This is a genomic window from Streptomyces sp. NPDC026538 (genome assembly GCF_055567535.1).
Window position 1 is genome coordinate 583,074 of the sequence record NZ_JBVHQG010000004.1, and the last position, 25,690, is coordinate 608,763.

Sequence of the window (25,690 nt, forward strand, 5' to 3'; positions counted from 1 at the left end):
CGCCCCTGGAGGGGAACGACAGCCCCCGCGTCCTGGAAGGTGCGCGGGGGCTGGTCTCACTTGGATGCGAACGGGCCCTCCAGGGCCGCCCATTGCAGCAGCATGATCGTCTTGGCGTCGGCGATCTCCCCGGTGCGGATCATCTGCAGCGCCCGTTGGAAGGGGAGTTCGAGGATTTCGATGTCCTCGCCCTCCTCGTCCAGGCCGCCGCCCTCGTGGGTGCGGGTGGCGGGGGTGTAGGCGGCCGCGTAGAAGGAGATCCGTTCGGTGACCGAGCCGGGGCTCATGTAGACGTCGAAGACGTGCTGGACGGCGCCGACGGTGTGGCCGGTCTCCTCGACCACCTCCCGGCGGACCGCCTGTTCCGGGTGCTCGTCCTCGGCGTCCAGGAGGCCCGCCGGGGTCTCGATCAGCATGCCGTCGGGGTGGCCGTTGACGTACACGGGGAAGCGGAACTGGCGGGTGAGCAGGACGGTTTCGTGCTCGGCGTCGTAGAGGAGGAGGGTGGCGCCGTTGCCGCGGTCGTGGGTCTCGCGTTCCTCGGTGTGCCAGGTGCCGTCGGCGTGCCGGTAGTCGAAGGTGGTGGCCCGCTCGACGTACCAGTGGCTGGAGAGCAGTCTCACCTCCCGGACCCGCACGCGCGGGTTGCCGGTCAGGTCAAGGCCGGTGCGGTCGAGTCCGGTGCGGCCGCGGCGGTCGGGGGTGTCGGTCCCGGCGGTCATCGCGGGCCCGCCGGGCGGGCGGGGGCGTTCACATGGCTCATGATCACCTGTGTACCACCCGCCCGCGTCCGGCAGGCGTCTTCCGAGCCGGCCGGGCGAAGTCCGCCGCGGTTCGGCAGCGCGCCCCCGAAGGGGCGCGGGGCCGTATCACCGGGCGGCTCCCCGGCGTGAGCGCGACCAGCCACGACGAAGCCGCCGACAACCGACAACACCCTCCGCTCCTCCAGCGGAGCGCCTAGTGCACTTCGGCCGGTGCCGGGCCCTCGTCGAGGAAGCCGCCCGACTGGTGCTGCCAGAGCTTGGCGTAGGCGCCCTCGGCGGTGAGCAGTTCGTGGTGCGTGCCCTGCTCGACGATCCGGCCGCGGTCCAGGACCACGAGCCGGTCCATGGAGGCGACCGTGCTCAGCCGGTGCGCCACCACGAGTGCCGTACGCCCCTCCATGAGCCGCCACAGCGCCTCCTGGACGAGCATCTCGCTCTCGGAGTCCAGCGCGCTGGTCGCCTCGTCCAGGAGCAGGATCGGGGCGTTGCGCAGGATCGCCCGGGCCAGGGCGACCCGCTGGCGCTGGCCGCCGGAGAGCTTGACGCCACGCTCGCCGACCATCGTCTCGAAGCCGTCCGGCAGCGCGTCGGCGAACTCCGTGACGTGGGCCGCTTCGGCGGCGAGCCGGATCTCGGCGTCGCCGGCGTCGGGCCGGGCGAAGGCGATGTTGTCCCGCAGGGTGCGGTGGAACATCGCCGGGTCCTGCGGGACGTAGGCGATCTGGCTGCGCAGGTCGCCCTGGCGCAGCCGGCTGATGTCCTGGCCGCCGATGGTGATCCGTCCGGCGTCGATGTCAGTCATCCGCAGCAGCAGCCGGGTGAGCGTGGTCTTGCCACCGCCGGACCGGCCGACGAACCCGAACTTCGAGCCGCTGGGCACGTCCAGCTCCAGTCCTTCGAACAGCGGTTTGGCACCCGCGTGGGTGAAGGAGACCTTTTCGAAGCGGACGTCGGCGGCCCGCGGCGCGAGCGGCTCCGGGGTCACCGGGTCCAGCACGGTCGGCGGCTCCAGAAGCAGCTCGGTGAACTGGGCCGCCTCCGTCATGGAGCTCTCCATGCGCCGGTAGATCTGGTTGAACTCGAACATGATCCGGGTCGCGTTGGTGTAGTAGGTGAAGGCGACCACGACCGCCTCCACACCGTGGCCGCCGCCGGCCAGCCCCACCGCGAGCAGCAGGCCCAGCGCGTTGGTCGCGACGGACATCGGCGCGACGAACGTGTCGATGCGCAGGTTGCCGTAGTCCCAGGAGCGCAGGGTGCGCCGCCTCGACTCGGCCACCCGGGACCGGTGTTCGGCGGCCTCCCGCCCCTCGGCGGCGAACGCCCGGACCGTGTCCATGTTCATCAGACTGTCGGCGACGTGGCCGGACACCCGCGCGATGGCCTCCTCCCGCTGGGCGACCAGCCGCTGCCGCCGTCGGATCAGCGGCACGACGCACACCGCGGTGACCGCGATCATCGACAACAGCGCGACGACCAGGAGCGGTTCATAGCGCCAGAGCACCACCGACCCGAACAACAGGGGCACGAAACTGCCCACGATGTTGAAGGTGAGCGTGTCGGCGAACTCCTCGAAGCGGGTGGCGAAGCTCAGCACCCGCTTGGTGAGCGACCCCGCGAAGTTGTCGTGGAAGAACGCGGAGTCCTTGGCGAACAGTTCGTCCATGCCGATGACGTACAGCTGCTCGATGCCGAACGCGTCCAGGCGGTTCAGGCAGTGCAGACCGATTCGCCAGAACACCTCCGCCAGCAGCAGGACACCGCCGAAGCCGAGGACGTACGGCAGTGCGGCACCGAAGCCCAGTCCGTGTCCGTCGGCGATCCGGCCGACCAGCTTGGCCACGACCAGCGGGGCCCCGTAGTTGATTCCGATGTTGCCGAGCGCCGGCAGCAGCATTCCGGGCAGGGTGAACCGCTTGAGCCGCGCCAGTTCCCGTCCGTAGTAACGAAGCGCGAGCATGACGGCACCTTTTTGCGGTCCGCTCGCAGGTAAATCGACTGAGGATGTCATGTCAACCCTGTGTAGTCGTCGTACGGCATGCCGAGCCGGCCGGCGCATGGTCTGCGGCGGCCTCGAATCGGCAGGTCAGGAAAGGGAAGTGTGCCGTGACGACGGTCACGGAGTCCACGTGTTTTCCGGACGGCGGCTACTGTGCGAACACGCGGTCGATCCCGTCCTCGTACCGCTCCCACTCCGCGTCCGCGAGGCCGAGGAGCCGCTCGACCGCCGCCGGGTCGGGCAACGGACCGTGGTCCCCGGTCACCTTGAGGGCGGAGACCGCGGTGATGTGGCCGAGCCGCAGGGCACGCGCGGTCGTCCCGCCGTGCAGCAGTCCGGCCAGGAAGCCCGCCGCGAACGCGTCGCCCGCCCCCACGGGTTCCACCACCGTCGTACGCAGCGCGGGCACCGTGCACCCGCCGTCCGCGGTGACGGCCGTGGCGGCCCGGCCGCCGTCCTTGACGACGAGGATCCGCGGACCGGGCAGCAGGTTCCGCACGCCGGTGACGGTCAGGTCGTCGCCCCACAGCCGCTGGGCCTCGTCCAGGCCCACGAGAACGATGTCGGCCCGGTCGGCGAGAGCGCGCAGGGCCCCGGGTGCCGTGCCCTCCGGCCACAGGGCGGGGCGGTGGTTGACGTCGAAGCTGATGGCGTACGGCCGTTCACCGGCCGGCGCCGCGAGGGCGCGGGTCACCAGGTCGCGACAGGACGGCGAGAGGGCGGGGGTGATGCCGGTGAGGTGCAGAAGGGCCGCGGAGCGCAGCGGTTCGGCGTCCAGCAGGTCCGGGCCCAGGGCCGAGGCCGCCGAGCCGGTGCGGTAGTAGTGGACGCGGGTTCCGGTGGGGCCGGGGTTCTTGACGAGGAGTCCCGTGGGCCGGTGCGGGTCGGTGCGCACCTGGCTGACGTCGACCCCGGCGGCGGCGACCGCCGCACGCACCCGGTGGCCCAGCGGATCGTCGCCGACGGCCGAGAGCCAGAGCGCCGGGATGCCGTGGTCCGCGAGGTACATGGCCACGTTGGACTCCGCGCCCGCCGTGGACAGCCGCAGTTGCTCCGCCTCGGCCAGCGGGCGGGGCGGGTCGGGGGCCAGGGCCGCCATGGTCTCGCCGACGCAGACGACCCGACCAGGTCGCGGCCGCCAGGGTGCCGTCATGCCGTTCCGTCCTCCGCCACGGCGGCGCGGAACGCCCGGGCCCGGTCGCGGAGCCCGGCGATGCCGCCGCCGTCGGCCGCGTCGCCGACCAGGGGTGAGCCGACGCCGACGGCGGTCGCCCCGGCCGCCAGGTAGGCCCGCGCGGCGGGCACGTCGACGCCGCCCACCGGGACCAGCACGGCGTCGGGGAACGGGCCGCGCAACGCCTTCAGATAGGCCGCTCCCCCGGCCTCGGCGGCGGGGAAGAGCTTCAGCGCGGCCGCGCCCCGGGCCTGCGCGGCGATGACGTCGGTGGGGGTCAGCACGCCCGCCAGGACCGGCATGCCGAGGTCCAGCGCGGTGTCGACGCCGGCGCCGAGGCCGGGGGTGACCGCGAAGGTGGCGCCCGCGTGGTGGGCGGCCCGCGCGTCAGCGGCGGTCAGCACGGTGCCGGCGCCCAGCGGCCGGTCGGGCCCCAGCTCCTTGCGGGCCCGGGCCAGGACGGTGAGCGCGTCCGTGCCGCTGAGGGACACCTCGATCAGTTCGATGCCCTCCTCGGCCAGGGTCAGCACGGTGCGCAGGGCGGCGTCCGGGTCGGTGCCGCGCACGATGGCGAGCAGTCGGCGGGAGGTGAGAGCGGCGCGCAGATCCACGGCCAGGGCTCCTTCTACGGTTCGGGACTCTCGGAGAGGGCGTCGGTCGCCTCTTGAGGTTCGGGGCTCTCAAGGGGCGCCGGTCGCCTTCCGCGGTTCGGGATTCTCGGGGAGGGCGTCGGTCGCCTCTTGAGGTTCGGGGCTCTCAAGGGGCGCCGGTCGCCTTCCGCGGTTCGGGACTCTCGGAGGGCGCTCACAGGCAGCGGCAGGCCGCGCTCACGGTGAGGCGCCAGCGGACCTCGCCCGAGGCGCCGACGCGGGCCGCGTCGTCCGGGCCGGCGTCGGCGAGGTCGAAGACCCGGCCGAGCATGGGCTCGACGCCCGTACTGCGGTAGGGCCGGTCGGCCGGGAAGCCGCCGAGGTTGCGCCACAGGGCGACGGAGAGGGGCTGTCCGTCCGCCTCGACGGTGAAGGAGAGCCGGTCCCCCGCGTCGTGCACACAGCACCGGCCGCCCGCCACCACGGCCCCGGCCGCCGTACCGTCGTCCGGCCCGAACCGGTCGAGGCGCAGCCCCAGCGGTGCGGGCCAGGCGCCCTCCAGCCAGCGGGCGCCGTCCGGCCATGGACGGTTCACCAGGGGCGCCGCCTCCGGGAACAGCCGGGTCGGTGCCCCGTCCCGGGCCTTCACCACGGCCTCCTCGGAGAGGTCCAGCAGCGCGTGCGCGGCCCAGAGGAAGCGGAAGCCAGGCTCGGCCGTCAGGACGTAGTCCACCCGGACCCCGTCGGCCATGCTGCTCGGCGTGCGGGTCAGGGTGAAGCGTTCGCAGTCCACGCGCTCGCCGTCGCCCTCCCGGGTCCAGGGCCGGGACCAGACGTCCCCGTGGTCGGGGGTGCCACGCACGGTGGGGACACACTCCTCCAGTCCCCCCGCGTCCACGAACGCGTCGCCAGGTGCCACCCCGTCGCGTTCGGCGGCCTCGCGCCGCCACAGCCATTCGCGGCCGCCGTGGCGCAGCGAGGTCCAGCGGCCGCCGTGGGCGAGGTCGGTCAGGACGTCCATCACCACTCCGCGAACGAGCCGTCGGGGTGCCGCCACACCGGGTTGCGCCAGTGGTGGCCGGCCCGGTCGGCCGCGCGTACGGCCGCCTCGTCGACGGTGATGCCCAGCCCCGGGGCGTCACCGCGCCGGGCGTGCCCGTCGACGAACCGGAAGGGTTCGGGGTCGACCAGGTAGGAGAGGAGGTCGGCTTCCTTGTTGTAGTGGATGCCCCGGCTCTGCTCCTGGATCAGGAAGTTGGGTGTGGCGAACGCGACCTGGAGGCTCGCCGCCAGCGCGATGGGCCCGAGCGGGCAGTGCGGGGCGAGCTGTGCGCCGTAGGTCTCCGCGAGCGAGGCGATGCGGTGCACCTCGGAGATGCCGCCCGCGTGGGACAGGTCCGGCTGGGCGACCGCGATGCCGGCGGCGAGGACGGGCAGGAACTCGGCGCGCGAGTACAGGCGTTCGCCGGTGGCCAGCGGTACCGGGCTCGCGGTGACCAGGCCGGGCAGCAGGTGGCCCTGCTCGGGGACGACGGGTTCCTCCACGAACAGCGGGTGCAGGGGCGCGAGTTCGGTCAGGACGCGGCGGGCGCTGGCGGCGGTGAAGCGGCCGTGGAAGTCGACGGCGACGTCGCGGTCGGGGCCGAGCGCGTCCCGGGCGGCCGCCACCCGGGCGACCACGGCCGCGGTCTCCGACGCCGTGGTGATCGGCGAGGTGGCCCCGGCGGCGTTCATCTTCACCGCGGTGAAGCCCGCCTCCACCTGGGCCGCGACCTGCTCGGTGAGCTCGGCCGGTTCGTCGCCGCCGACCCAGGCGTAGACCCGGACCCGGTCCCGTACCGGACCGCCGAGCAGGGCGTGCACGGGCGCGCCGTAGGTCTTGCCGGCGATGTCCCACAGCGCCTGGTCGAGTCCGGCGACGGCGCTGGACAGGACGGGGCCGCCCCGGTAGAAGCCGCCCTTGGTGAGCACCTGCCAGTGGTCCTGGACGCGCAGCGGGTCCTGCCCCACCAGGTACTCGGCGAGCACCTCGATGGCCGCGCGCACCACCTCGGCGCGGCCCTCGACGACGGGTTCGCCCCAGCCCACCACGCCTTCGTCGGTCTCGACGCGGCAGAACAGCCAGCGTGGCGGGACGAGGAAGGTCTCTATTCGTTCGATCTTCACTGGCCGCCGCTGCCTTTCGGGTCGTCGTCGGTGCCGTCGAGCCGGGCCAGGTCGCGGCCCGCCTGGTCGAGCAGGGCACGCATGGCGCGCTCGGCCGCCGCGGGGTCGCCGTCGCGGACGGCGTCCAGGACGGCACGGTGGGCGGGGACGGGGGGCTCGCTGTGCGGGGAGCTGTGCACCAGGCGGTCGCGGTGGGCGAGCCCCGACTCGATCACCATCTCCATGCGTTCGAGCAGTTCGTTGTGGGTGGCGGCGAGCAGGGCGCGGTGGAAGGCGAGGTCGGCGTCGACGGCGTGGCCCGGGTCGGCGGCGTCGTGCCGTCCCATGGCGTCCAGGGCGTCCTCCAGGGCCACCAGGTCGGCCTCGGTGCGGCGCTGGGCGGCGAGCCGGACGGCGGCCGGTTCGATGATCGCCCGGACCTCCGCGAGGTTGTGCAGCAGCGACCGGTCGGCGTCGGCCGTACCGGCGCCCTCGAACTGCCAGCGCAGCACGTCGGCGTCGAGCAGGTTCCAGTCCGCTCGGGCCCGCACGAAGGTGCCGCGTTTCTGGCGGGCGTCGACCATGCCCTTGGCGGCGAGCACCTTGAGGGACTCGCGCAGGGCGGTGAGGCTGACGTCGAGTTCGCTCTGCAGGGCCACCAGGTCGAGCGTGGCCCCTTCCGGGATCGCACCGCCCAGGATGCGGCGCGCCAGGGCCTCCACGGTCTGGCCGTGCACACCGCGGCGGGCGTAGGGCGTCATGTCGTACAGCCTTTCTGTTCACGACGTGGTTCGGCGGCGCTCACACGGAGTCCTTCACGACACTCCAGCCGCCGTCCACGACCAGCCTGGACCCGGTGATGAAGGAGGCCTCGTCGGCGCAGAGGAAAGCGATCGCCGCGGCCACCTCCTCGGGTGTGCCGAACCGGCGGGCGGCGGTCTGCGCGACGCTGCGCTCCCGCTCCTCGGGTGTCACCCCGTCCCAGGCGCCGGTCAGGATCGGCCCGGGCAGCACCGCGTTGACGCGTACCTCGGGCCCGTACTCGACGGCGAGCTGCCCGCACAAGGAGAGCAGGGCGCCCTTGGCCGCCGCGTAGGCGGGGTGGCCCGGGATGCCGGCGTGGGCGTGCACCGAGGAGGTGAGCACCACGGCCCCGCGGCCGGCCCGCAGGTCGGGCAGGACCGCCTTGAAGCCGAGGAAGCTCGCGGTGAGGTTGACGGCGAGCTGCCGCTGCCAGGACTCGGCCGACATCTGGTGCGCCGGCACGACGTCGACGGTGTAGGCGTTGCTGACGAGCACGTCGACCGGGCCGTAGGCGTGGGCGGCGGTGACGATCCGGGCCCAGTCGTCCTCGGCGGCGACGTCGGCGTGCACGTAACAGGCCCGTCCGCCGTCTTTGGTGATCCCGTCCACCACGGCCTGCCCGCGTTCGTCCGCGATGTCGACGAGGACGACGGCGGCCTCCTCGCGGGCGAGGCGTTCGGCGGTGGCGGCTCCGATGCCGGAGGCGGCTCCGGTCACCACGGCGGTACGGCCGGTGAAGCGGGCACCGTACCGTCGTACGGACTGGTCCATCGGGCTCCTTAGAGGGTGAGCTGCTGGAAACATATGCGTCCTACCGGCGGGTCAGCACCACCAGGTCCGCATCGTGATCGGCGCTCCAGGCGAACGGCAGGCCGTAGTGGAGCAGATGGGCTCCGCTGTACGTCGTTCCCGTCGCCGGGTCCCGGTAGCGCGCCGCCGGGTCCAGTCCCCGCAGCCGGAGCCGGTCGGGGCGGCCGGGCAGCAGCGGTGCGCCGTCGAGGCGGCCGGTGGAGAGCGCGGCGACGACGGTTCGGTCACCGTGGTCGTACTGGACTCCGCAGCTGGTGTCGTCCGGGGTGCCGAGCAGCCGGGCCTCGCCGAGGTGGACGACGTCCCGGATCTCCTTGTAGCGGGCGATCCACCGGGCTGCCTCGGCCTGCTGACCGGGGGTCCAGGCGCGCAGGTCGGCGCCGATCCCCAGGACCCCGCACATCGCGTTGACGAAGCGGAAGGCGAGGCTGCGCGGTCGCGGGTCGAAGATGCCGGGGGCGTCGGTGACCCAGGAGCTCATGACGTGTGGCGCGTGGGCGTGCAGGAAGCCGTGCTGGATGCGCAGCCGGTCCAGGGGCGCGGTGTTGTCGCTGGGCCAGACGACGTCGGTGCGGGCGACCGTGGCGTGCTCGATCCGGCCGCCGCCCCCTGCGCAGCCTTCGACGGTGACGTCGGGGTGGGCGGTGCGCAGGTGGTCGAGGACGCGCAGGTATCCGGCGACGTGCTCGGCGTCCAGGTCGACGGGGCCGGCACCGGGACGGCCGCGCTCGGTGGGCGGCCGGTTCATGTCCCACTTGAGGTAGCCGATGTCGTAGTCGCCGAGCAGCCGGTCCAGGGTGCCGATGACGAACTCCTGGACGTCGGTACGGCCCAGGTCGAGGAGCAGCTGGTTGCGGACCAGCCGGGACGGGCGGCCGTCGACGCGGTAGATCCACTCGGGGTGTTCGGCGTACAGCCGGCTGCCGGGGCTGACCGCCTCCGGTTCGACCCACAGCCCGAAGTCCAGGCCGAGGGCGCGGACGTCCCGCACGAACCGGTCGAAGCCCTCCGGGAACGCCTCCGGGTCCGGATACCAGTCGCCCAGTCCCCCGGTGTCGTCGGCGCGGCCGGTGAACCAGCCGTCGTCCACGACGAACAGCTCGGCGCCGATGTCCGCGGCCGCCTTCGCCAGCTCCAGCTGTCCGGCCGCGTCGACGTCGAAGCCGGTGGCCTCCCAGGAGTTGTAGAGCACCTTGCGGGGGCGGTGCAGCCGGTCGCCGGTGAGCCGGCGCTCGTAGCGGTGCCAGACCCGGGCCAGGCCGTCGAGGCCGTCCGGGCTGAACGCGCAGGCGAGACGGGGGGTGGTGAGGGTCTCCCCCGGGGCCATGAGGACGGCGCCCTCGTGCGGGACCCGTCCGGCGCGGACGCGTACGGCACCGCCGGGCTCGGCCTCCGCCGTGATGTGCCAGTTGCCGGACCATTCGAGGGCGACGCCGTAGGTCGCGTCCTCGCTCTGCACGGCCAGCCAGGGCGCGTACGCGTGCCCCGGAGCGCCCTGGAGGCTGCCGATGGTGAACGTGCCCCGGGTCAGGTCGAGTCGGGTGAGCTGGAACTCCTGCGACCACTGCCCGCAGAGGTACGTCAGCCGGGCCTCGCCGGCCACCGGGATGTTCACGGCGGCCGAGTCGAGCCGTTCCAGGCGGAGTTCCCCGGTTGCGGTGAACTCGGCCCAGCGCAGGATCACATCGGTGCCCGGCACGGTCTCGTAGCACAGGACCGTACGCAGCCCGATCGACCGGTCGGTGAAGGCGAGCCGCAGCGCGCCCTCCGTCTCCTGTGCGCCGTCGAACTCCCACCAGACGCCCCGCTCCGCCCCGGCGACCAGCTCGGAGCCGGTGAACGGCCGCAGCCCGTACGGCAGATACTCGGCCGGGGCGGCGTCGGAGGGGGTGATGAAGTGGGTGCGGTGGGACCAGTCGAGGGCGGACGGCCCGTCCTCGACGCCGAGCGGACCCCAGGCGTCGAGCTCGGCCCACGGGCCGTCCGGGGAGAGGCGGACGGTGTAGGAGGTGTGCTCCGTGCGCAAGGTCCAGCGTGTGTACGTCACTTGACGGCCCCCAGGTTGAGTCCGGCCACGAAGTGCCGCTGGAAGCGCAGGAACACGGCGACGGTGGGTGCGGCGGCGATGACCGATCCGGCGGCGATCACGTTCCACATCGACACGTACTGGCCCTGGAGTCCGATGAGGGCGGCGGTGATCGGCATCTTGGAGTCGCTGCGCAGGACGGTGATCGCCCAGAGCAGGTCGTTGAAGATCCAGGTGAAGGACAGGGCGCTGAGCGCGGCCAGGGCGGGCCGGGTCAGCGGGAGGATGATCCGCCAGAAGATCTGCCATGGCCCGGCGCCGTCCACGACCGCCGCCTGCTGGATCTCGACCGGGATCGACCGCATGAACCCGTGCAGGACGAAGACGTAGAAGCCGACGCCGAAGCCGATCTGCACACCGATGAGCGCGGGCAGGGTGTCGTAGACGCCCATCAGCTCGCTCAGCTTGGAGACCGGGATGAGCAGGATCTGCGGCGGGAGCAGGTTGCCGCCGAGCATCAGGAGCAACAGGGAGCGCCGGAGGGGAAGCTCGTAGCGGCTGAGGGCGAACGCGGCCATCGCGGCGAGGGCGAGGGTCACCAGGACGCTGGGGACCGTCACCAGCAGGCTGTTGATCAGCGCGCGCTGCTGGCCGCCGTCGGTCCAGGCCTGCCCGAAGTTGCCGAGGGTGAAGGAGTGCGGCCAGCTGCCCAGTCCGTGCGCGGCGATGTCGTCGAAGGTGCGCAGGCTGGTGACCAGGACCAGGGCGATGGGCAGCAGCCACAGCACGGCCAGCGCACCGGCGCCCAGGTGGAATCCGGCGGTGGCGGCCCGCCTGCGGCGCAGTGCCGTCGAGTCGGCGGACATCAGTCGGCCTCCCGGAAGGCGCGGACCAGATAGGAGGCGATGACCCCGAAGGCGAGGACGAAGATGACGACGGCCAGGGCGGAGCCGTAGCCGAGTCGCAACGACTGGAAGGCGGTCGAGTACATGTAGGTGCTCAGCAGTTCGGACGAGTGGTAGGGGCCGCCGCGGGTGAGCGACCAGACGACGTCGAAGGAGCGCAGCGAGTCGATGACGATGACCGACAGCACGACCGCGTTGACACTGCGCAGCTGGGGCAGGGTCACGTGCCGGAAGCGCTGCAGGGCGCTCGCTCCGTCGACCTTGGCGGCCTCGTAGAGCGCCGGGTCGATGCCCTTGAGGCCGGCGAGGTACAGCACCATGACGTAGCCGATCTGCCGCCACAGGGCGGGCACGATCACCGCGTACAGGGCGGTGTCCTGGTCGGCGAGCCAGGCGTGCCGGAGGCTGCCGAGGCCCACGCCCTGCAGCAGCCGGTTCAGGACGCCGTCGGGCTGGTAGATCGCCTGCCAGACCAGGGCGGTGGCGACCAGGGAGAAGACCACCGGCAGGAACAGCGCGGCCCGGTAGAAGCCGACCCCGCGCCGCTCCTGCTGGAGCAGCAGCGCGGCGGCCAGGCCCAGTACGGCGGACAGGCCGCCGAACAGGACCAGCCACAGCACGGTGTGGCCGGCCGCGCTGCGGAAGACGTCGTCGTGGGCCATCTCCCGGAAGTTGTCCAGGCCGACGAACTGCGGCGCGGAGACGCCGTCCCACTTGGTGAGGGCGAGGTAGAAACCCTGCAGGGCGGGCCAGAACACCCACACGGCCTCGGCCAGGAGCGGGACCAGGACGAAGGCGAGGACCAGGGGCGGGGTGCGCCGGGGCCCCCGGCCCGCCCGCCACGTACGGGCGGGCGGGCGGGCCGGGGACTTCCGGTCGGGCGCGGTCAGGACGGCCATCTCAGGCGTTCCAGATCTTCTCGGCGTCCCGCTGCCAGTCGGTCAGGATGCTCCCGACCGACTTGGGCTTGGCGAAGAACTTGGTGAGCGCGGTGTCCGCGGTGGGCTGCAGGGCGTCACTGGAGTCCCGGTTGAAGAACTGGGTGATCTCGGCGGCCGCGTCGACGTGCGCACGGCCCTTCTTCACGAGCGCGGTGCCGGCGTCCTTGGCGTCCGGGTTGCAGGGCAGGACGGTGCCGGAGGAGCCCTTGATGTAGATCTCCTGGGCCTCGGCCGTGGCGAGATAGCTCATCAGGTCGCGGACCTGGTCGCCGCGGCCGGTCCGGGCGCTGGCGAAGTAGCCGTCGACGGGCGCCTCCTCGGCGAGCGGGACCTTGGAGTCGATGACGGGGAAGCGGAAGAAGTCGATGTCGTCCAGGGCGCTCTTGGGCGCCGAGTCGGCGAAGAAGGTGCCGATCAGCATCATGCCGGTTTTGCCGTTGAGCAGGGCGGTCGTCGCGTCCTGGAAGGCGAGTGCGGTGCCGTTCGGGTCGAAGTACGGCAGCACCTCCTGCCAGCGGTCGAAGACCTTGCGCACCTCGGGGTCGTCGAACCGGTGCTTCCCGGCGAGGAGTTCACGGTGGTACTGGGCGCCGTTGATCCGGATGTCCAGGTAGTCGAACCAGGCCGACGCCACCCAGGGGGTGTTGCCGCCCGCGCCGAGCCCGATCGGCGCGACGCCCCTGCTCTTGAGCTTGTCGCACAGGTCGAGGAAGCCGTCCCAGCTGGTGGGCTCGCTCACGCCCCACTTGGCGAAGTGGGACTTCCGGTAGAACATGCCCCACCAGTAGTAGGTGTTGGGCACGAAGACCTTCTTGCCAGAGCTCGCGGTGCAGAGCGTGTTCAGTGCCTTTGAGTAGCGCTTGAGGTCGGGCGAGGAGGCCCACACCTCGTCGAGGTCGAGCAGCAGGTTCTTCTTCGCGTAGGCGTCCGCCACCGAGCCGGGGTACCAGGTGTACACGTCCGGCGGGTTGGCCGAGGTGAGGTAGGTCGGCAGCTGGGTGCGGAAGGTCTCGGCGGCGACGGTGTTGAGACTCGCCCTGCCGGATCCCTTCTTCGCGTATGCCGCGACCAAGTCCTCCATCGCGGCCTTGGCCTGCGGGGCGGACAGGTTGGACTGGAGGGTCACCGCGCCCTTCGAGGAGCCCTTGGCGGAGGAGGTGTCGGTGACGCAGCCGCTGAGCAGGGCCGCTGTCCCGGCGGCCCCGAGTCCGGCGAGGAACCGGCGTCGGCTGGGCTGATGGTTGGCCATGGTTGTTTCCTCAGTCACTTGAGTCGGGTGCGGTACACGTGGCCGTCGACGCCGCGGAACACCGCGTCGACGGCTCCGTCCGGGCCGGCGGCCGCGCCGAGGGCGCCGTCGAAGGCCGCGCTCGGGAACTCCTGCCGTTTACTCCAGCCCTGCCAGGCGCCGTCGCTGTACCGCTGCTGCCAGAGGGTGTAGTCGGCGGCCCGCACGTACAGCAGCACCGCGTCCCCGGCGGCGACCAGGGTCGGGCTGCCGCTGACGGTCCCGCCGAGGGCGGCCCAGTCCGACCACTGCCCCGAGGTGTCCCGCGTCCGCGTCCACACGTCGTCGGCGGCGGTGCGTACGGCGACGTGGACGCTCCCCTGCGCGTCGACGACAGCGGACGGGTGTCCGTACACCTGCCGGTCGCCGGGCGCGCCGAGCGAGGACCAGCCGGACGCCGGCCCGCGCTGGACGACCGTGCCGTCGGTGCCGCGCGCGAACAGCGTCCAGTGCCCGGGGTCGGTGAAGGCGACGGAGGGGGCGTCGGTCAACTGCCCGCCCAGGGACTGCCAGTGCCCCCAGCGGCCGTCGGTGTAGACCCTCCGGTAGGCCCGGGAGTCGGCACCGCGTACGAAGACGTCGATCCGGCCGCCGACGGAGGCGTACACGGCGGGCTGGCCGAGGATCCCGCCCCGGACCGGCCCGCCGAGGTCCCGCGTCCCGCCGTCCGCCTTCTCGACGAGCGAGCCGTGCGGCCCGCGGAAGAACGTGGCACCGCCGCTCGTCACGGCCGGGCTCGCCGTGGCCGTCACGCCCAGGTCGGTCCCCGGCAGGGCGTCGGCGCCGGTGAGCTTCAGGAACGCGGTGCCGTGCGCGGGGACCTCGACGGTGTACGACCCGGTGTGCGTGCCCCGGTCGGCACGTGCCCGCAGGTCACGGACGCGCACCGGACCGCCGAGGCCGGTGTCCGAGAACCGCACGGTGCGCTGGGCGGCCTGGTCGGACCGGTTGAGCAGGACGACCGCGCGCTGTCCGCGGTCCCGCAGCACCTTGCTGTAGACGTCACCGACCGAGTCGGTGGCGACCCGCACGCCCTGGACGGCGAGGGGGTCCTGGTCCACGGCGATGATCTCCGGGTTGCGCAGGGTCGCGAGCATGGAGTCGGAGAGCGTCCGCGGGTCGGAGCCGAGCACCAGCGGCGAGCCCATCTCGGCCCACATCACGAACTGGCTGGTGGACTCCTCCTGCGTCAGCTCGTACGACCCGTCGGTCATCTTCCGCATGGGGATGAGGTAGTCCGGGTCGTTGTAGTGGCCGGGGCCCTGCGCCTCGGGGTGCCAGGCGTTGGCGTCCATGTTGCGCAGGATGTTGGGCCACTCGCCGGGGCTCGGGGTGCCCCAGGCGATGTCGGTGCCGGTGCGCCAGGAGTCGGCGATCGCCGGGGCGTAGACGTAGGTGTTGTGGGCGTCCTGCTCGGGGGTGTGCGGCAGGCCCCAGTCGTCGGTGAGCGGGTTGCAGAGGTTCAGCAGCATCTTGCGGCCGGACTTGGCGACCGCGTCGCTGAACTCCTTGTAGGCGGGTCCCGGATCGAGCTTCGCGCCGATCCCGCAGAGGAAGTCGACCTTGATCGCGTCGATCTTCCAGCCGGCGAACTGCCGTGCGTCCTGGTCGTAGTGGCCACGGCTGCCGAGGCCGCAGCTCTTGCCGCCGTCGTAGGTGCCGCCGTCGGTGTAGATACCGGCCCGCAGTCCGCGCTTGTGCAGGTAGGAGACGAGGGCCGGGATGCCGGACGGGAAGCGGTCCGGACTGGCGACCAGCCGCCCCTGCGCGTCACGGGGGTTGTCGGCCTGCCAGCCGCCGTCCAGCCATACGATGTCGTATCCGCTGTCGCGCAGACCGCTGCTCACCAGCCGGTCGGCGACGGAGCGCACCTCCTTCTCGGTGGGCGCGCCCAGTCCGTAGTAGGTGTTCCATCCCATGTAGGGGGTCGGCGCGAGGCCGCTGTCGTAAAAGTCGGGTGCGCCCTGGTCGACGGCCGTCCCGGCGACGGCGTCGGGGGTCACGGTGGCGGCCAGGACCGCCGCGATCGCGGCGGCGAGTGCGGGCCGGGTGAACCGGTGGTGCGTGGGCCTGTGTACGGGCGGGTGCAAAGTCACGTACCTCTCCCGGGGAGTGGGAAGCAGGAGAACGTGACGCGGGCCGCTCCGCGGCAGAGGCCTACGACGTCACGGCGATGACTGTGGCCTGTGGCCGAAACAGTGTCAAGATTAATTACTAATTTACTAGAAGCCAGACGGAAGCGATCGCAGGACCTTGACAGGGTCACTGCGGCGGTGCAGTGTTCGGCAACGTTGTCATAGGCCATGGCAACGTTGTCATCGCCTGGTGTCCCCGGCCGTGCCGTTCTTCGAACTCCCCCGATCGGAGCGCTCGTCCATGTCGGATCAGTCAACCTCGCCCTCCCGTCGTGCCGTTCTGTCCGCCGGCACCACTCTGCTGGCCGGCTTCGGGCTCGGTGCCGGCCCGCTCGCCACCGCCGCCACGGCGGGATCCGGACAGCCGCACCCGGCTGCCTCACGGGGTGAACTCGCCGCCTATCGGCCGGTGTCGGTGTCCTCCACCGACTACGCGCCCACGCCCGCGGAGTTCGCCGTGGACGGTCTCGACACCGTCGGCGTCCGGGGCACCGGATGGCGGGCCGCGGCGGGCGATCCGCAGTGGATCTCCGTCGACCTCCAGGCGCAGTGCCGGGTGGAGTCGCTCCGGCTCGTCTTCGAGGCGAGTGCGGACGACCCGCCGTTCACCGAGTCACCGAGCGGCAGCCCCCGGGACAACACCACCGGGCAGGAGATCCTGTCGAGTTGCGCGGTCGGCTTCGTGGTCGAGACATCCACCGACCACCGGTCCTGGACCACGGTGTACCGCACCGAGTCCGGCACCGGCGGGATCATGGAGATCGCCCTGTCCGAGCCCACCACCGCGCGCTGGGTACGCATGACGGTCCACAAGCGCTCCAACAGCAACCCGCTGGGCCTCAACGGCTTCCAGGTGTACGGCAGCTGCCGCACCGCGCGCCCCGAGGTGACCGGCTGGACGGACTGGGAGACCCGGCACCGCACGCCCGAACCGCTGCGGGTCGGCACGGACGGCACGGTTGCGGTGGACTCCGGCTGGGACCTGACGACGGACGACCGGGCGGGCGGGGACGGTGCCTCGCTGTCCAGGCCGTCGGTCGACACCAGCCGCTGGCTGCCGGCCACGGTCCCCGGCACCGTGCTGGGCTCGCTGGTGGAGCAGGGCAGGCTGCCCGACCCGGTGGCCGGCTTCGGCAACCTCCACGTTCCGGAGGCGCTGTCCCGGCACTCCTGGTGGTACCGCCGCGAGTTCCGTCTCCCCAAGGGTCTGCGCACCGGCTCGGGACGTCATGTCTGGCTGGAGTTCGACGGGATCAACCACAGGGCCGAGGTCTGGCTCAACGGCGCCCAGGTCGGCGACCTCACCTCCCCCTTCGCCCGTGCCACCTACGACGTCACCCGGCTGCTCGGCGACGGCGAGCAGGCCCTCGCCGTCCGGATCACCCCGATGCCGTTCCCCGGCAGCCCCGGGGACAAGGGCCCGGCAGGGCTGGCGTTCGTGGACGCGGGCGCGAACATGATGAACCGCAACTCGCCGACGTACCTGGCCTCTTCGGGCTGGGACTGGATGCCCGCGGTACGCGACCGGGCGGCCGGCATCTGGAACCACGTACGGCTGCGCTCCACCGGCGCGGCGGTCCTCGGCGACCCGCGGGTGGACACCGTGCTGCCCGACCTGCCCGACACCGGCACGGCGGAACTGACCGTGGTGGTCCCGGTGCGCAACGCCGGCACCGGGACCACGCGGATCACCGTCGCGGCGGCCTTCGGGAAGGTGCGGGTGGAGCAGACGGTCACCGTGCCCGCCGGCGAGAGCACCGACGTCGTGTTCACCCCGGCCGGACATGCGCAACTCCGGTTGCGGAATCCGGAGTTGTGGTGGCCCAACGGCTACGGCGAGCCGGCCCTGCACCGGCTGACGCTCACCGCGTCCCTGGACGGCGTGGAGAGCGACCGGCGCACCACCCGCTTCGGGATACGTCAGTTCGGCTACGCGTACGAGGTGCCGCTGACCTTCCAGACGGGCAGCGACGCGTACGCGCAGACCGTGGACTTCACCCGGCGGACGGCACGGTACGTGCGCATCCTGTGCCGCACCCGCGCGACGGACTGGGGCTCGTCCATGTGGAGCCTGGCCGTGCTGGACAGCTCCGTGCCGACGAACGACCTGGCCCTGCACAAGGAGGCCACCGCCTCCTCCGTCGACGATCCCGGGAACGCGCCGGGCAACGCCACCGACGGTGACGCGGGCACCCGCTGGTCCTCGGCCTTCGAGGACGACCAGTGGATCCAGGTCGACCTGGGGTCCCAGGTCGCCTTCGACCGCGTCGTCGTCACGTGGGAACGGGCGTACGCCGGGACGTACACCGTCCAGGCCTCCACCGACGGCACCGACTGGACCGATGTGCGCGGTGTCGACAACACGGCGGTTCCGCTCCCGTTCCGGACGTCCGGTGCCGCGAGCCTGCAGACCGTCGAGCTGACCGCGGCGACGGCCCGCTACGTGCGGGTGTTCTGCCGTACCCGGGCGACCAGTTGGGGCTCGTCGCTGTGGAGCCTGTCGGTCGTGGACAGCGGTGCGCCGGGCACCGACCTCGCCCTGCGCAAGGAGGCCACCGCCTCCTCCGAGAGCGACGGGACCCGGGCGGCCCAGGCGGTGGACGGGAATCCCGACACCCGCTGGTCCTCGGCCTACGAGGACGACCAGTGGATCCAGGTCGACCTGGGCTCGTCGGTGCGGTTCGACCGGGTGCTGCTGCTGTGGGAGCAGGCCTATGCGAAGACGTTCACGGTCCAGGTCTCCGACAACGGCTCCGACTGGAAGGACGTCGAGTCCGTCGACAACTCCACCGTGCCGCTGAAGATCAGCGTCAACGGCGTCCGGGTGTTCTGCCGCGGCGGCAACTGGGGCTGGGACGAGTTGCTGCGGCGGATGCCCGCCACACGCATGGACGCGGCCGTGCGCATGCACCGCGACATGAACTTCACCATGATCCGCAACTGGGTGGGCTGCTCCGACCGCGAGGAGTTCTACGCCAGTTGCGACGAACACGGTCTGCTCGTGTGGAACGACTTCCCCAACGCCTGGGGCATGGATCCGCCGGACCACAAGCTCTTCCTCGACATGGCCCAGGACACCGTACGGCGCTACCGCATCCACCCGAGCGTGGCCGTGTGGTGCGGCGCCAACGAGGGCAACCCGCCCGGCCCGGTGGACGACGGCATGCGGGCCGCGGTCCGGGCGGAGGCGCCGGCCGTCCTCTACCAGAACAACTCGGCGGCCGGGATCGTCTCCGGCGGCGGCCCCTACGGCTGGGTCGAGCCGGAGCGCTACTACTCCGCCGCGACCTACGGCGGCGGGACCTTCGGGTTCCACACGGAGATCGGCATGCCGGTCGTGCCCACCGCGGAGACGATGCGCCACCTCGTCGGCGACGAGCCGGAGTGGCCCGTCGGCGGCGCCTGGTACTACCACGACTGGAGCACCAAGGGGAACCAAGCCCCGCAGAACTACCGGGCCGCCATCGAGTCACGGCTGGGCGCGGCGACGGACCTGGACGACTTCTGCGGCAAGGCTCAGTTCGTCAACTACGAGAACTTCCGCGCCATGTTCGAGGCCTGGAACGACCGGCTCTGGGACGACGCTAGCGGACTGATGCTGTGGATGTCGCATCCCGCCTGGTACAGCACGGTGTGGCAGACCTACGACTACGACTTCGACGTCAACGGCGCCTACTACGGTGCCCGCAAGGCCGCCGAACCCGTCCATGTGCAGGCAGGTCCCGTCGACGGCAGAGTGCTCGCCGTCAACCACACCGCGCGGCCGATCAGCGGCGCGACGGTCGTGGCGCGCCGGTACGACCTGTCCGGCCACCAGGTCGCCCCCGAGCAGCGCGCGATCGTCGACATCGCGCCGTCCGCCGCGACGACCGCGTTCACCGCCGGCGACGACGGGCTGCCGGACCTCCACCTGCTGCGTCTGCGTCTCACGGACGCGCGGGACACGCTCCTCTCGGAGAACACCTACTGGCGCTACCGCGCTCCGGAGGCCATGCAGGCCATGAACCGGCTGCAGCGGACACGGGTCTCGGTCGACGTCACCGGCACGGACCGGGATGCGAGGAAGCAGCGGCACACGGTCACCGCCCGATTGACCAACCGCGATTCGTCCGTCGCGGCCATGCTCCGCGTCTCGCTCCGCGACGCCCGCTCCGGACACCGGGTCCTGCCCACGCTCTACAGCGACAACTACCTCTGGCTGCTGCCCGGTGAATCGCGGACGGTCACGGCCTCCTGGCCGGCCGACGTGCCGGTCTCACAGCCGAGCGTGCGCGTCGAGGGTCACAACGTGCCACGGTCCACGGCACCGTAGCCGCCGAGGGCTCTCGCCTCAGCCGGTGCGGGCCACGACGGCGTCGGTGGTCTCGGGCCAGGGCCGGGGCGGGCGGTCGTGGTCCATGTCGGGCACACGGAAGGCCGCCCTCCCCAAGCGGGAGAACGGCCTCCGACCTGCCACAAGGCTGGTCGGGACGACAGGATTTGAACCTGCGACCCCTTGACCCCCAGTCAAGTGCGCTACCAAGCTGCGCCACGTCCCGGTGCGCTCACTCGCGGTGAAACCGCGTGATCACGCGGACAGCACTTTACCCCACGTCCCCGGGCGGACCGAAAGAGGGCGCCAGGACGGGGGACAATCGGTCGTATGGGCCGTATGGGAAACGCCGGAGCAGGAGCACGTGACCGGGACGCCGAGGGGCGGGCACGCAGTGCTCGGCCGCGGGACGGGCTGGGGCGGCCGCTGCCGTACGGCGCGCCGGGCGTCGAGCGGCAGGCCGAGGGGGTCGTACGGACCCCGGCCGAGACGGTCGCCGAGGCGCAGGCGCTGCTCGACGCCGGGAAGCCCTTCCACGCGCACGAGGTGTTCGAGGACGCCTGGAAGTCGGGGCCGGAGGAGGAGCGGACGCTGTGGCGGGGGCTGGCCCAGCTGGCCGTGGGGCTCACGCACGCGGCCCGGGGGAACGTGACCGGCGGGGCGCGGCTGCTGCGGCGCGGCGCGGGCGCGGTCGAGGAGTGGGCGGCCGGCAGCGGGGTCCGGCGGCCGCACGGGATGGAGCTCGACGGGCTCGCCGCGTGGGCGCGGGAGCTGGCGGGGCGGGTGGAGAGCGGCGCCGGGAGAGTCGAGGCCGGGGTCGAGGCGCCGCGGCTGCGCGGCACCCGGTAGCACCGGGGTGACCCGCTGTCAGTGGGATGCGGCAGACTCGGGGCGTGCGAAAGATTCATGTCATCGGTATCGGCGCGGGCGACCCCAACCAACTCACCCTCCAGGCGGTCCGGGCGCTGCAGAGCACGGAGGTGTTCTTCCTCCTCGACAAGGGCGAGGTCAAGAGCGACCTCACCCAGCTGCGCCGGGACATGCTCGACACGCACATACCGGACGGCGGTTACCGGCTGGTCGAGGCGCGGGACCCGGACCGGGACCGGGGTGCGAGCGGCGGGGCGTACTCGCCGGCCGTCGGGGACTGGCGCAGCGCCCGCGCGGACATCTACGAGCGGCTGATCCGCGAGGAGCTCGGCGCCGAGCAGACCGGCGCCTTCCTGGTGTGGGGCGATCCCTCGTTGTACGACAGCACGCTGGCGATCCTCGAAGAGGTGCTGGCCCGCGGCGCGGTGGCGTTCGAGTACGACGTGGTGCCGGGGATCAGCAGTGTCTCGGCGCTGGTGGCCCGGCACCGCACCGGGCTGAACCGGGTGGCCCGGCCGGTGCAGATCACCACCGGCCGGCGGCTCGCCGAGGGGCTCCCGGACGGCGTGGACGACGTGGTCGTGATGCTGGACGCGCACCAGGCCTTCCGGCAGTACGCGGACCAGGACATCGACATCTACTGGGGCGCCTACATCGGCACCCCCGACGAGATCCTGGTCTCCGGTCCCATCGCCGAGGCCGGTCCACGTATCGAACGGCTGCGGTCCGAGGCGCGAGAGCGCAAGGGATGGATCATGGACACCTATCTGCTGCGCCGCCACCCGGGGGTTCCTAAGGAGGGCTGAGCGGTACGCCTTCGGCCGACAGCGGCCCACACGGCCACGGTCACCTCCGAGGCCCCGGTCGGGCTCGGTGGGTTTCCCCCCGGCCGGACCCGGGCCCCGGCCGGACTCGGGCCCTGGCCGTCACGCCGGGCCGAGCCCCAGCCGGTCCAGCGCGGCCGCGACGTCGGGCACCGCCGTCACCCCCGCCGGCAGCGGTGGCCGCCGTACGACGACCACCGGCAGGGCCAGCTCGCGTGCCGCCGTGAGCTTGGCCGCCGTCGCCGCTCCCCCGCTGTCCTTCGTGACCAGTACGTCGATCAGGTTCTCGCGCAGCAGCGCGGTCTCGTCGGCCACCGTGAACGGCCCGCGGGCCAGCAGCACTTCGGTGTGCGGGGGCATCGGGGGCTCGGGGGGCTCCACCGAGCGCACGACGAAGTGCCGGTCGGTCAGGTGGGCGAAGGCGGACAGGCCCAGCCGTCCGGTGGTCAGGAGGACCCGGGGGCCGAAGCGCGGCAGCAGGTCCGCGGCGGCCGGCAGGGACGCGACCGAGTGCCAGCGGTCCCCCGGGCCGGGGCGCCAGCCCGGGCGGCGCAGTACGAGGGCCGCGACGCCGGTCCGGGCCGCGGCCACGGCCGCGTTCGCGGTGATCGTCTCGGCGAAGGGGTGGGTGGCGTCCACGAGGGCGGCCACGCGTTGTTCGCGCAGCCAGTCGGCGAGGCCTTCCGCCCCGCCGAAGCCTCCGACGCGCACCTCCCCGGCAAGCGCGCCCGGCCGGGTGACGCGCCCGGCCAAGGAGGTCGTGACGCGGACACCGGGGTGCGCGGCGAGCGCGGCGGCCAGTTCGCGGGCCTCGGTGGTGCCGCCGAGGATGAGGACGTGCGCGGACATGGGGGGAGCGTACGGGGCCCGTCGGCGGGGCCGGGACGCGGGACGGCCGCCCGGCGCGGGGCCGGGCGGCCGTCGTGGGAAGCGACTCCCGTCAGCCCTGGCGGGCCTTGAAGCGGGGGTCCTTCTTGTTGATCACGTAGACCACGCCGCGTCGGCGGACCACCTGGGCGCCGGGCTTGGCCTTCAGTGAGCGCAGGGAATTGCGTACCTTCATGGTTCTGCTCTCCTCGTGTGGGTCGCCGGCCGGTTCAGCCGCGGGCGGCGGCGGTACGCCCGTAGCGGCGCTCGAAGCGTTCCACCCGGCCGGCGCTGTCCAGGACCCGGGTCCTGCCGGTGTAGAAGGGGTGCGACGCGGACGAGACCTCGACGTCGATCACCGGGTACGTGTTGCCGTCCTCCCACTCGACCGTCCGGGACGAGTCGGCGGTGGAACGGGTCAGGAACGCGACGTCCGCGGCCCGGTCACGGAAGACGACGAACCGGGAGTCGGGATGGATGCGGGGCTTCATGGGGTTTCCTTCCTGGGGCCTCGCTCCGGTGGTGGTTCCGGAGGGTTCGGGCCCGGTCGTTCTCGGCGGTTCAGCGCTCTTCGCGGAAGTCCACGTGCGCGCCGGCCACCGGGTCGTACTTGCGCAGGACCAGCCGGTCGGGGTCGTTCCGGCGGTTCTTGCGGGTCACATAGGTGACTCCGGTCCCGGCCGTCGACTTCAGCCTGACGACGGGACGCGCGGTACTGCGTGCCATGAGGTTCTCCCTTCGCCCACGCCCGGGATCACTGATCCGAGCATGTCAATCACGATGGCTGTAACAACGACTCCCCCGGTCGCATTCCCGGGTGCCGGACCGGCTAGCGCAGGAGCAGCTGGAGGCCGCCGACGATCGTCGCCGCGATGACCAGCTGCTCGAACAGCCGCTGGTTGATCCGGTCCACCGCCCACTTGCCGAACAGCGCGCCGGGCACGACGAAGACCACGAGGGCGGCGTCGAGCAGCAGTGAACGGCCGTCGATCAGCCCGAGACCGGCGCTGAAGGGGACCTTGGAGACGTTCACGATCAGGAAGAAGAACGCCGAGGTGCCCAGGAAGCCGAGCTTGCGGAAGCCCGCCGACAGCAGGTACATCGACATCACCGGGCCGCCCGCGTTGGCGACCATCGTGGTGAAGCCGCCGAGGACGCCGTACGAACCGGCCTTCACCCGGCCCGCACGGGTGGTGACCGCGTCCGGGTCGTCGGGGCGGTCGGCCCTGCGGCGCCGCCACAGGGTGACACCGGCCATCAGCAGCAGGATCGCGCCGATCGAGGTCCGTACGACCTGGTCGTCGACCCACACCAGGAACAGCGTGCCGATCACCACGCCGGCCGCGACCGCGGGGAACAGCCGCCACAGCGTGGGCCAGTGAGCGTGCCTGCGGTAGGTGGCGACGGCCAGTACGTCGCCCGCGATCAGGATCGGGAGCAGGACGCCGGTGGAGGCGCGGGCCGGGAGGATCGCGGCGAAGACGGCGAGGCTGACGGTGTTGGCCCCGCTGACGGCGGTCTTGGAGAAGCCGACGAGCAGCGCGGCGAGGGCCAGGGCGGCGAACTCCCAGCCGGATATGTGCCAGAGGGTCATGGTGTTCATGCGGGGACCGATGTTATGTCCGGACAAGCCGATCCGGTAGGTGCCGTCCCACCGACCGACCTGCGGACCCGCGGCCCTCCGAGCGGTGCGGACCGCTGCGGCAGAGAGGCCCCTCCCGTTTGCGGCTGCCCGGCACGGGCACCCGATCGGCGACCACAGCACGACGAAGGGAATCGCACGCATGACCGTGGTGAAGAGCACGCTGGCCGAAGGAGCGCTCCGGGTCACCGGGACCGCCCTCCAGGAGACCCTGGTGGATCTGCTCGGGCTGTCGCTGATCGGGAAGCAGGCGCACTGGAACATCGTGGGGCCCCGGTTCCGTTCGATCCATCTGCAGCTCGACGAGGTGGTCGCCACCGCACGCACCTACTCCGACACCGTCGCGGAGCGTGCCGCCGCACTGGGCGTATCCCCGGACGGCCGCCCGGAGACGATCGCCGCGGCCTTCTCGCTGCCCGGCACGAAGGACGGCTGGCTCCGGGACGACGAGGTCGTCGACCTGATGGTGCGCACGCTGGAGGCGGCTATCGGGCGGCTGCGCGAGCGGATCGCCGCGACCGACGAGGCCGACCCGGTCACCCAGGACCTGCTGATCTCCGTCACCGCCGACCTGGAGAAGCAGCGCTGGATGTTCGCGGCCGAGAACAACTGAGATCCGGGAGGGCTCACCCGGGCCCTTCCGGCACGTCCGTTTCGAGCGCCGCCGCCCGCAGGGCCGCCGCCACGCGGGTGACCGCCTCCGTGGGCGGGTGAGGCAGCCGGGCCAGCAGCTGGCGCCGCTGTTCCTGAGGCCCGCCGCGCACCGGCAGGATCCGTACGCCCGGCGGCGCGGCGGCGGCGAGGGCGGCCGGTACGGTGGTCAACCCGCAGCCGGCCGCGACGAGATGGAGTTTGGCGAGCCAGTCACGGGCGGTGTGGACGATCTCGGGCCGCTCGTCCAGACCGGGCCATACCCCCATCAGCCGGTCCTCGCCGGCCGCGGGGCCGGCGATCCAGCGCTGTCCGTGCAGGTCGGCCACATCGACGAAGTCCCCGCGGGCCAGCGGATGGGCGGACGGCAGCGCGAGGCACAGGGCGCGTTCCGTGAGGGTCTGGAGCGCCAGCGGCGGTGACTCCGCGTCCGGCGCCCGGAACGGCGGCGCCGACGCGATCAGCGCGAGGTCCAGGCTCCCGGCGCGCAGTGCCCGGACGAGCGCCGGGGTGGTGCCCTCGCGGCCGGTGACCAGCAGTCCGGGGTCGGTCCGGCGGAGCGTGGTCAGGGCCCGGGGCACCAGTACGGCACCCGCGGTGGGGTACCAGCCCAGCCGGACCGTCCCGGCCCCTTCGGGCAGGCCGGAGAGTTCCCGCGCGGTCGCCTCGATCTCGTCGAGGACGACGGTCGCGCGCCGCATGACGACCCGTCCGGCCGGGGTGAGCCGCACTCCGTCGCGCCGTCGCTCCAGCAGTTCCGCGCCCGCCGCCCGCTCGATCGCGGCGATCTGCCGGGAGACCGCGGACTGGGTGTAGCCGAGCGTGGCGGCGGCCGCGGTGAAGGTGCCCTGTTCGGCGACGGCACGGAAGACCCGCAGCGCGGTGAGTGACACGTCGTTGAAGTCCATGACGTTTACGCATACTAGCCGTGCCGAACTTTCGT

At 72.4% G+C, this 25,690-nt stretch carries 23 protein-coding genes and 1 tRNA gene; 4 read left to right on the plus strand and 20 right to left on the minus strand.

Translation table 11 applies throughout. The features are described from left to right. Positions 1–56: 56 nt before the first annotated feature. From ACZ4N4_RS19605 to ACZ4N4_RS19665, 13 genes are all read right to left on the minus strand, one after another. Positions 57–722, minus strand: coding sequence for an NUDIX domain-containing protein (locus ACZ4N4_RS19605; RefSeq protein ID WP_467590268.1), 666 nt, complete (start codon positions 720–722; stop codon positions 57–59). Positions 723–957: 235 nt separating this feature from the next. Continuing rightward, entirely contained in the window at positions 958–2,724 is a 1,767-nt protein-coding gene (locus ACZ4N4_RS19610; protein ID WP_467590271.1) for an ABC transporter ATP-binding protein, read from the minus strand. Positions 2,725–2,911: 187 nt separating this feature from the next. Next, on the minus strand, positions 2,912–3,916 hold the full coding sequence (locus ACZ4N4_RS19615; RefSeq protein ID WP_467590274.1) for a sugar kinase: 1,005 nt from the start codon (positions 3,914–3,916) through the stop codon (positions 2,912–2,914). Next, entirely contained in the window at positions 3,913–4,548 is a 636-nt protein-coding gene (locus ACZ4N4_RS19620) for a bifunctional 4-hydroxy-2-oxoglutarate aldolase/2-dehydro-3-deoxy-phosphogluconate aldolase (protein ID WP_453567899.1), read from the minus strand. The genes ACZ4N4_RS19615 and ACZ4N4_RS19620 overlap by 4 nt, the downstream gene beginning before the upstream one ends. 193 nt (positions 4,549–4,741) lie before the next feature. Further along, positions 4,742–5,548, minus strand: coding sequence for a hypothetical protein (locus ACZ4N4_RS19625; protein ID WP_467590277.1), 807 nt, complete (start codon positions 5,546–5,548; stop codon positions 4,742–4,744). Further along, positions 5,548–6,693, minus strand: coding sequence for a galactonate dehydratase (gene dgoD, locus ACZ4N4_RS19630; RefSeq protein ID WP_453567896.1), 1,146 nt, complete (start codon positions 6,691–6,693; stop codon positions 5,548–5,550). Before dgoD ends, ACZ4N4_RS19625 begins: the two co-directional genes overlap by 1 nt. Continuing rightward, entirely contained in the window at positions 6,690–7,433 is a 744-nt protein-coding gene (locus tag ACZ4N4_RS19635) for a FadR/GntR family transcriptional regulator (RefSeq protein ID WP_453567894.1), read from the minus strand. Before ACZ4N4_RS19635 ends, dgoD begins: the two co-directional genes overlap by 4 nt. A 40-nt stretch (positions 7,434–7,473) precedes the next feature. Further along, positions 7,474–8,247, minus strand: a complete 774-nt coding sequence (locus tag ACZ4N4_RS19640; RefSeq protein WP_467590281.1) for an SDR family NAD(P)-dependent oxidoreductase — start codon at positions 8,245–8,247, stop codon at positions 7,474–7,476. Between the two features lie 40 nt (positions 8,248–8,287). Continuing rightward, positions 8,288–10,333 carry an alpha-galactosidase gene (locus tag ACZ4N4_RS19645; protein WP_467590284.1) on the minus strand — a complete coding sequence of 682 codons (2,046 nt, stop codon included), beginning with the start codon at positions 10,331–10,333 and terminating at the stop codon, positions 8,288–8,290. Then, on the minus strand, positions 10,330–11,178 hold the full coding sequence (locus tag ACZ4N4_RS19650; RefSeq protein ID WP_467590287.1) for a carbohydrate ABC transporter permease: 849 nt from the start codon (positions 11,176–11,178) through the stop codon (positions 10,330–10,332). Before ACZ4N4_RS19650 ends, ACZ4N4_RS19645 begins: the two co-directional genes overlap by 4 nt. After that, a complete protein-coding gene (locus ACZ4N4_RS19655; protein WP_467590290.1) occupies positions 11,178–12,116 on the minus strand; it encodes a carbohydrate ABC transporter permease in 939 nt (312 codons plus the stop codon). Before ACZ4N4_RS19655 ends, ACZ4N4_RS19650 begins: the two co-directional genes overlap by 1 nt. A gap of 1 nt (position 12,117) precedes the next feature. Further along, positions 12,118–13,407: an ABC transporter substrate-binding protein gene (locus ACZ4N4_RS19660; RefSeq protein WP_467590293.1), complete on the minus strand. Its 1,290-nt coding sequence runs from the start codon at positions 13,405–13,407 to the stop codon at positions 12,118–12,120. Positions 13,408–13,421: 14 nt separating this feature from the next. Then, on the minus strand, positions 13,422–15,542 hold the full coding sequence (locus tag ACZ4N4_RS19665) for a DUF8189 domain-containing protein (protein WP_467590295.1): 2,121 nt from the start codon (positions 15,540–15,542) through the stop codon (positions 13,422–13,424). Between the two features lie 280 nt (positions 15,543–15,822). Between ACZ4N4_RS19665 and ACZ4N4_RS19670 the strand changes: the two genes are divergently transcribed. Beyond that, positions 15,823–19,893: a discoidin domain-containing protein gene (locus tag ACZ4N4_RS19670; protein ID WP_467590298.1), complete on the plus strand. Its 4,071-nt coding sequence runs from the start codon at positions 15,823–15,825 to the stop codon at positions 19,891–19,893. A 149-nt stretch (positions 19,894–20,042) separates the two neighbouring features. Here ACZ4N4_RS19670 and ACZ4N4_RS19675 read toward each other — a convergent pair. Beyond that, positions 20,043–20,119 (minus strand) — tRNA-Pro (locus ACZ4N4_RS19675). 104 nt (positions 20,120–20,223) lie between these two features. Here ACZ4N4_RS19675 and ACZ4N4_RS19680 point away from each other — a divergent pair. Beyond that, positions 20,224–20,742, plus strand: a complete 519-nt coding sequence (locus ACZ4N4_RS19680; RefSeq protein WP_467590301.1) for a DUF309 domain-containing protein — start codon at positions 20,224–20,226, stop codon at positions 20,740–20,742. A 44-nt stretch (positions 20,743–20,786) separates the two neighbouring features. Next, on the plus strand, positions 20,787–21,569 hold the full coding sequence (gene cobF, locus ACZ4N4_RS19685; protein WP_467590304.1) for a precorrin-6A synthase (deacetylating): 783 nt from the start codon (positions 20,787–20,789) through the stop codon (positions 21,567–21,569). Positions 21,570–21,689: 120 nt separating this feature from the next. On the opposite strand, the gene ACZ4N4_RS19690 is transcribed toward cobF, so the two are convergent. The 5 genes from ACZ4N4_RS19690 to ACZ4N4_RS19710 all read right to left on the minus strand — a co-directional run bounded on the left by ACZ4N4_RS19690 (position 21,690) and on the right by ACZ4N4_RS19710 (position 24,057). Next, complete coding sequence (locus ACZ4N4_RS19690; protein WP_467590306.1) at positions 21,690–22,436, minus strand: cobalt-precorrin-6A reductase; 747 nt, start codon at positions 22,434–22,436, stop codon at positions 21,690–21,692. A gap of 91 nt (positions 22,437–22,527) precedes the next feature. Then, on the minus strand, positions 22,528–22,650 hold the full coding sequence (gene ykgO / locus ACZ4N4_RS19695; RefSeq protein ID WP_093497747.1) for a type B 50S ribosomal protein L36: 123 nt from the start codon (positions 22,648–22,650) through the stop codon (positions 22,528–22,530). A gap of 34 nt (positions 22,651–22,684) precedes the next feature. Further along, positions 22,685–22,945 carry a type B 50S ribosomal protein L31 gene (locus ACZ4N4_RS19700; protein ID WP_453567875.1) on the minus strand — a complete coding sequence of 87 codons (261 nt, stop codon included), beginning with the start codon at positions 22,943–22,945 and terminating at the stop codon, positions 22,685–22,687. A gap of 70 nt (positions 22,946–23,015) precedes the next feature. Continuing rightward, positions 23,016–23,180: a 50S ribosomal protein L33 gene (gene rpmG, locus ACZ4N4_RS19705; protein WP_046728127.1), complete on the minus strand. Its 165-nt coding sequence runs from the start codon at positions 23,178–23,180 to the stop codon at positions 23,016–23,018. Between the two features lie 103 nt (positions 23,181–23,283). Next, the gene (locus ACZ4N4_RS19710) at positions 23,284–24,057 is read right to left on the minus strand and encodes a sulfite exporter TauE/SafE family protein (RefSeq protein WP_467590311.1); all 774 of its coding nucleotides are present in this window, start codon (positions 24,055–24,057) and stop codon (positions 23,284–23,286) included. Between the two features lie 181 nt (positions 24,058–24,238). On the opposite strand from ACZ4N4_RS19710, the gene ACZ4N4_RS19715 reads away from it, so the two are divergent. Further along, positions 24,239–24,709 carry a Dps family protein gene (locus ACZ4N4_RS19715; RefSeq protein ID WP_453567871.1) on the plus strand — a complete coding sequence of 157 codons (471 nt, stop codon included), beginning with the start codon at positions 24,239–24,241 and terminating at the stop codon, positions 24,707–24,709. Positions 24,710–24,722: 13 nt separating this feature from the next. On the opposite strand, the gene ACZ4N4_RS19720 is transcribed toward ACZ4N4_RS19715, so the two are convergent. Then, positions 24,723–25,655 carry a LysR family transcriptional regulator gene (locus tag ACZ4N4_RS19720; protein ID WP_467590314.1) on the minus strand — a complete coding sequence of 311 codons (933 nt, stop codon included), beginning with the start codon at positions 25,653–25,655 and terminating at the stop codon, positions 24,723–24,725. Between the last annotated feature and the right edge of the window lie 35 nt (positions 25,656–25,690).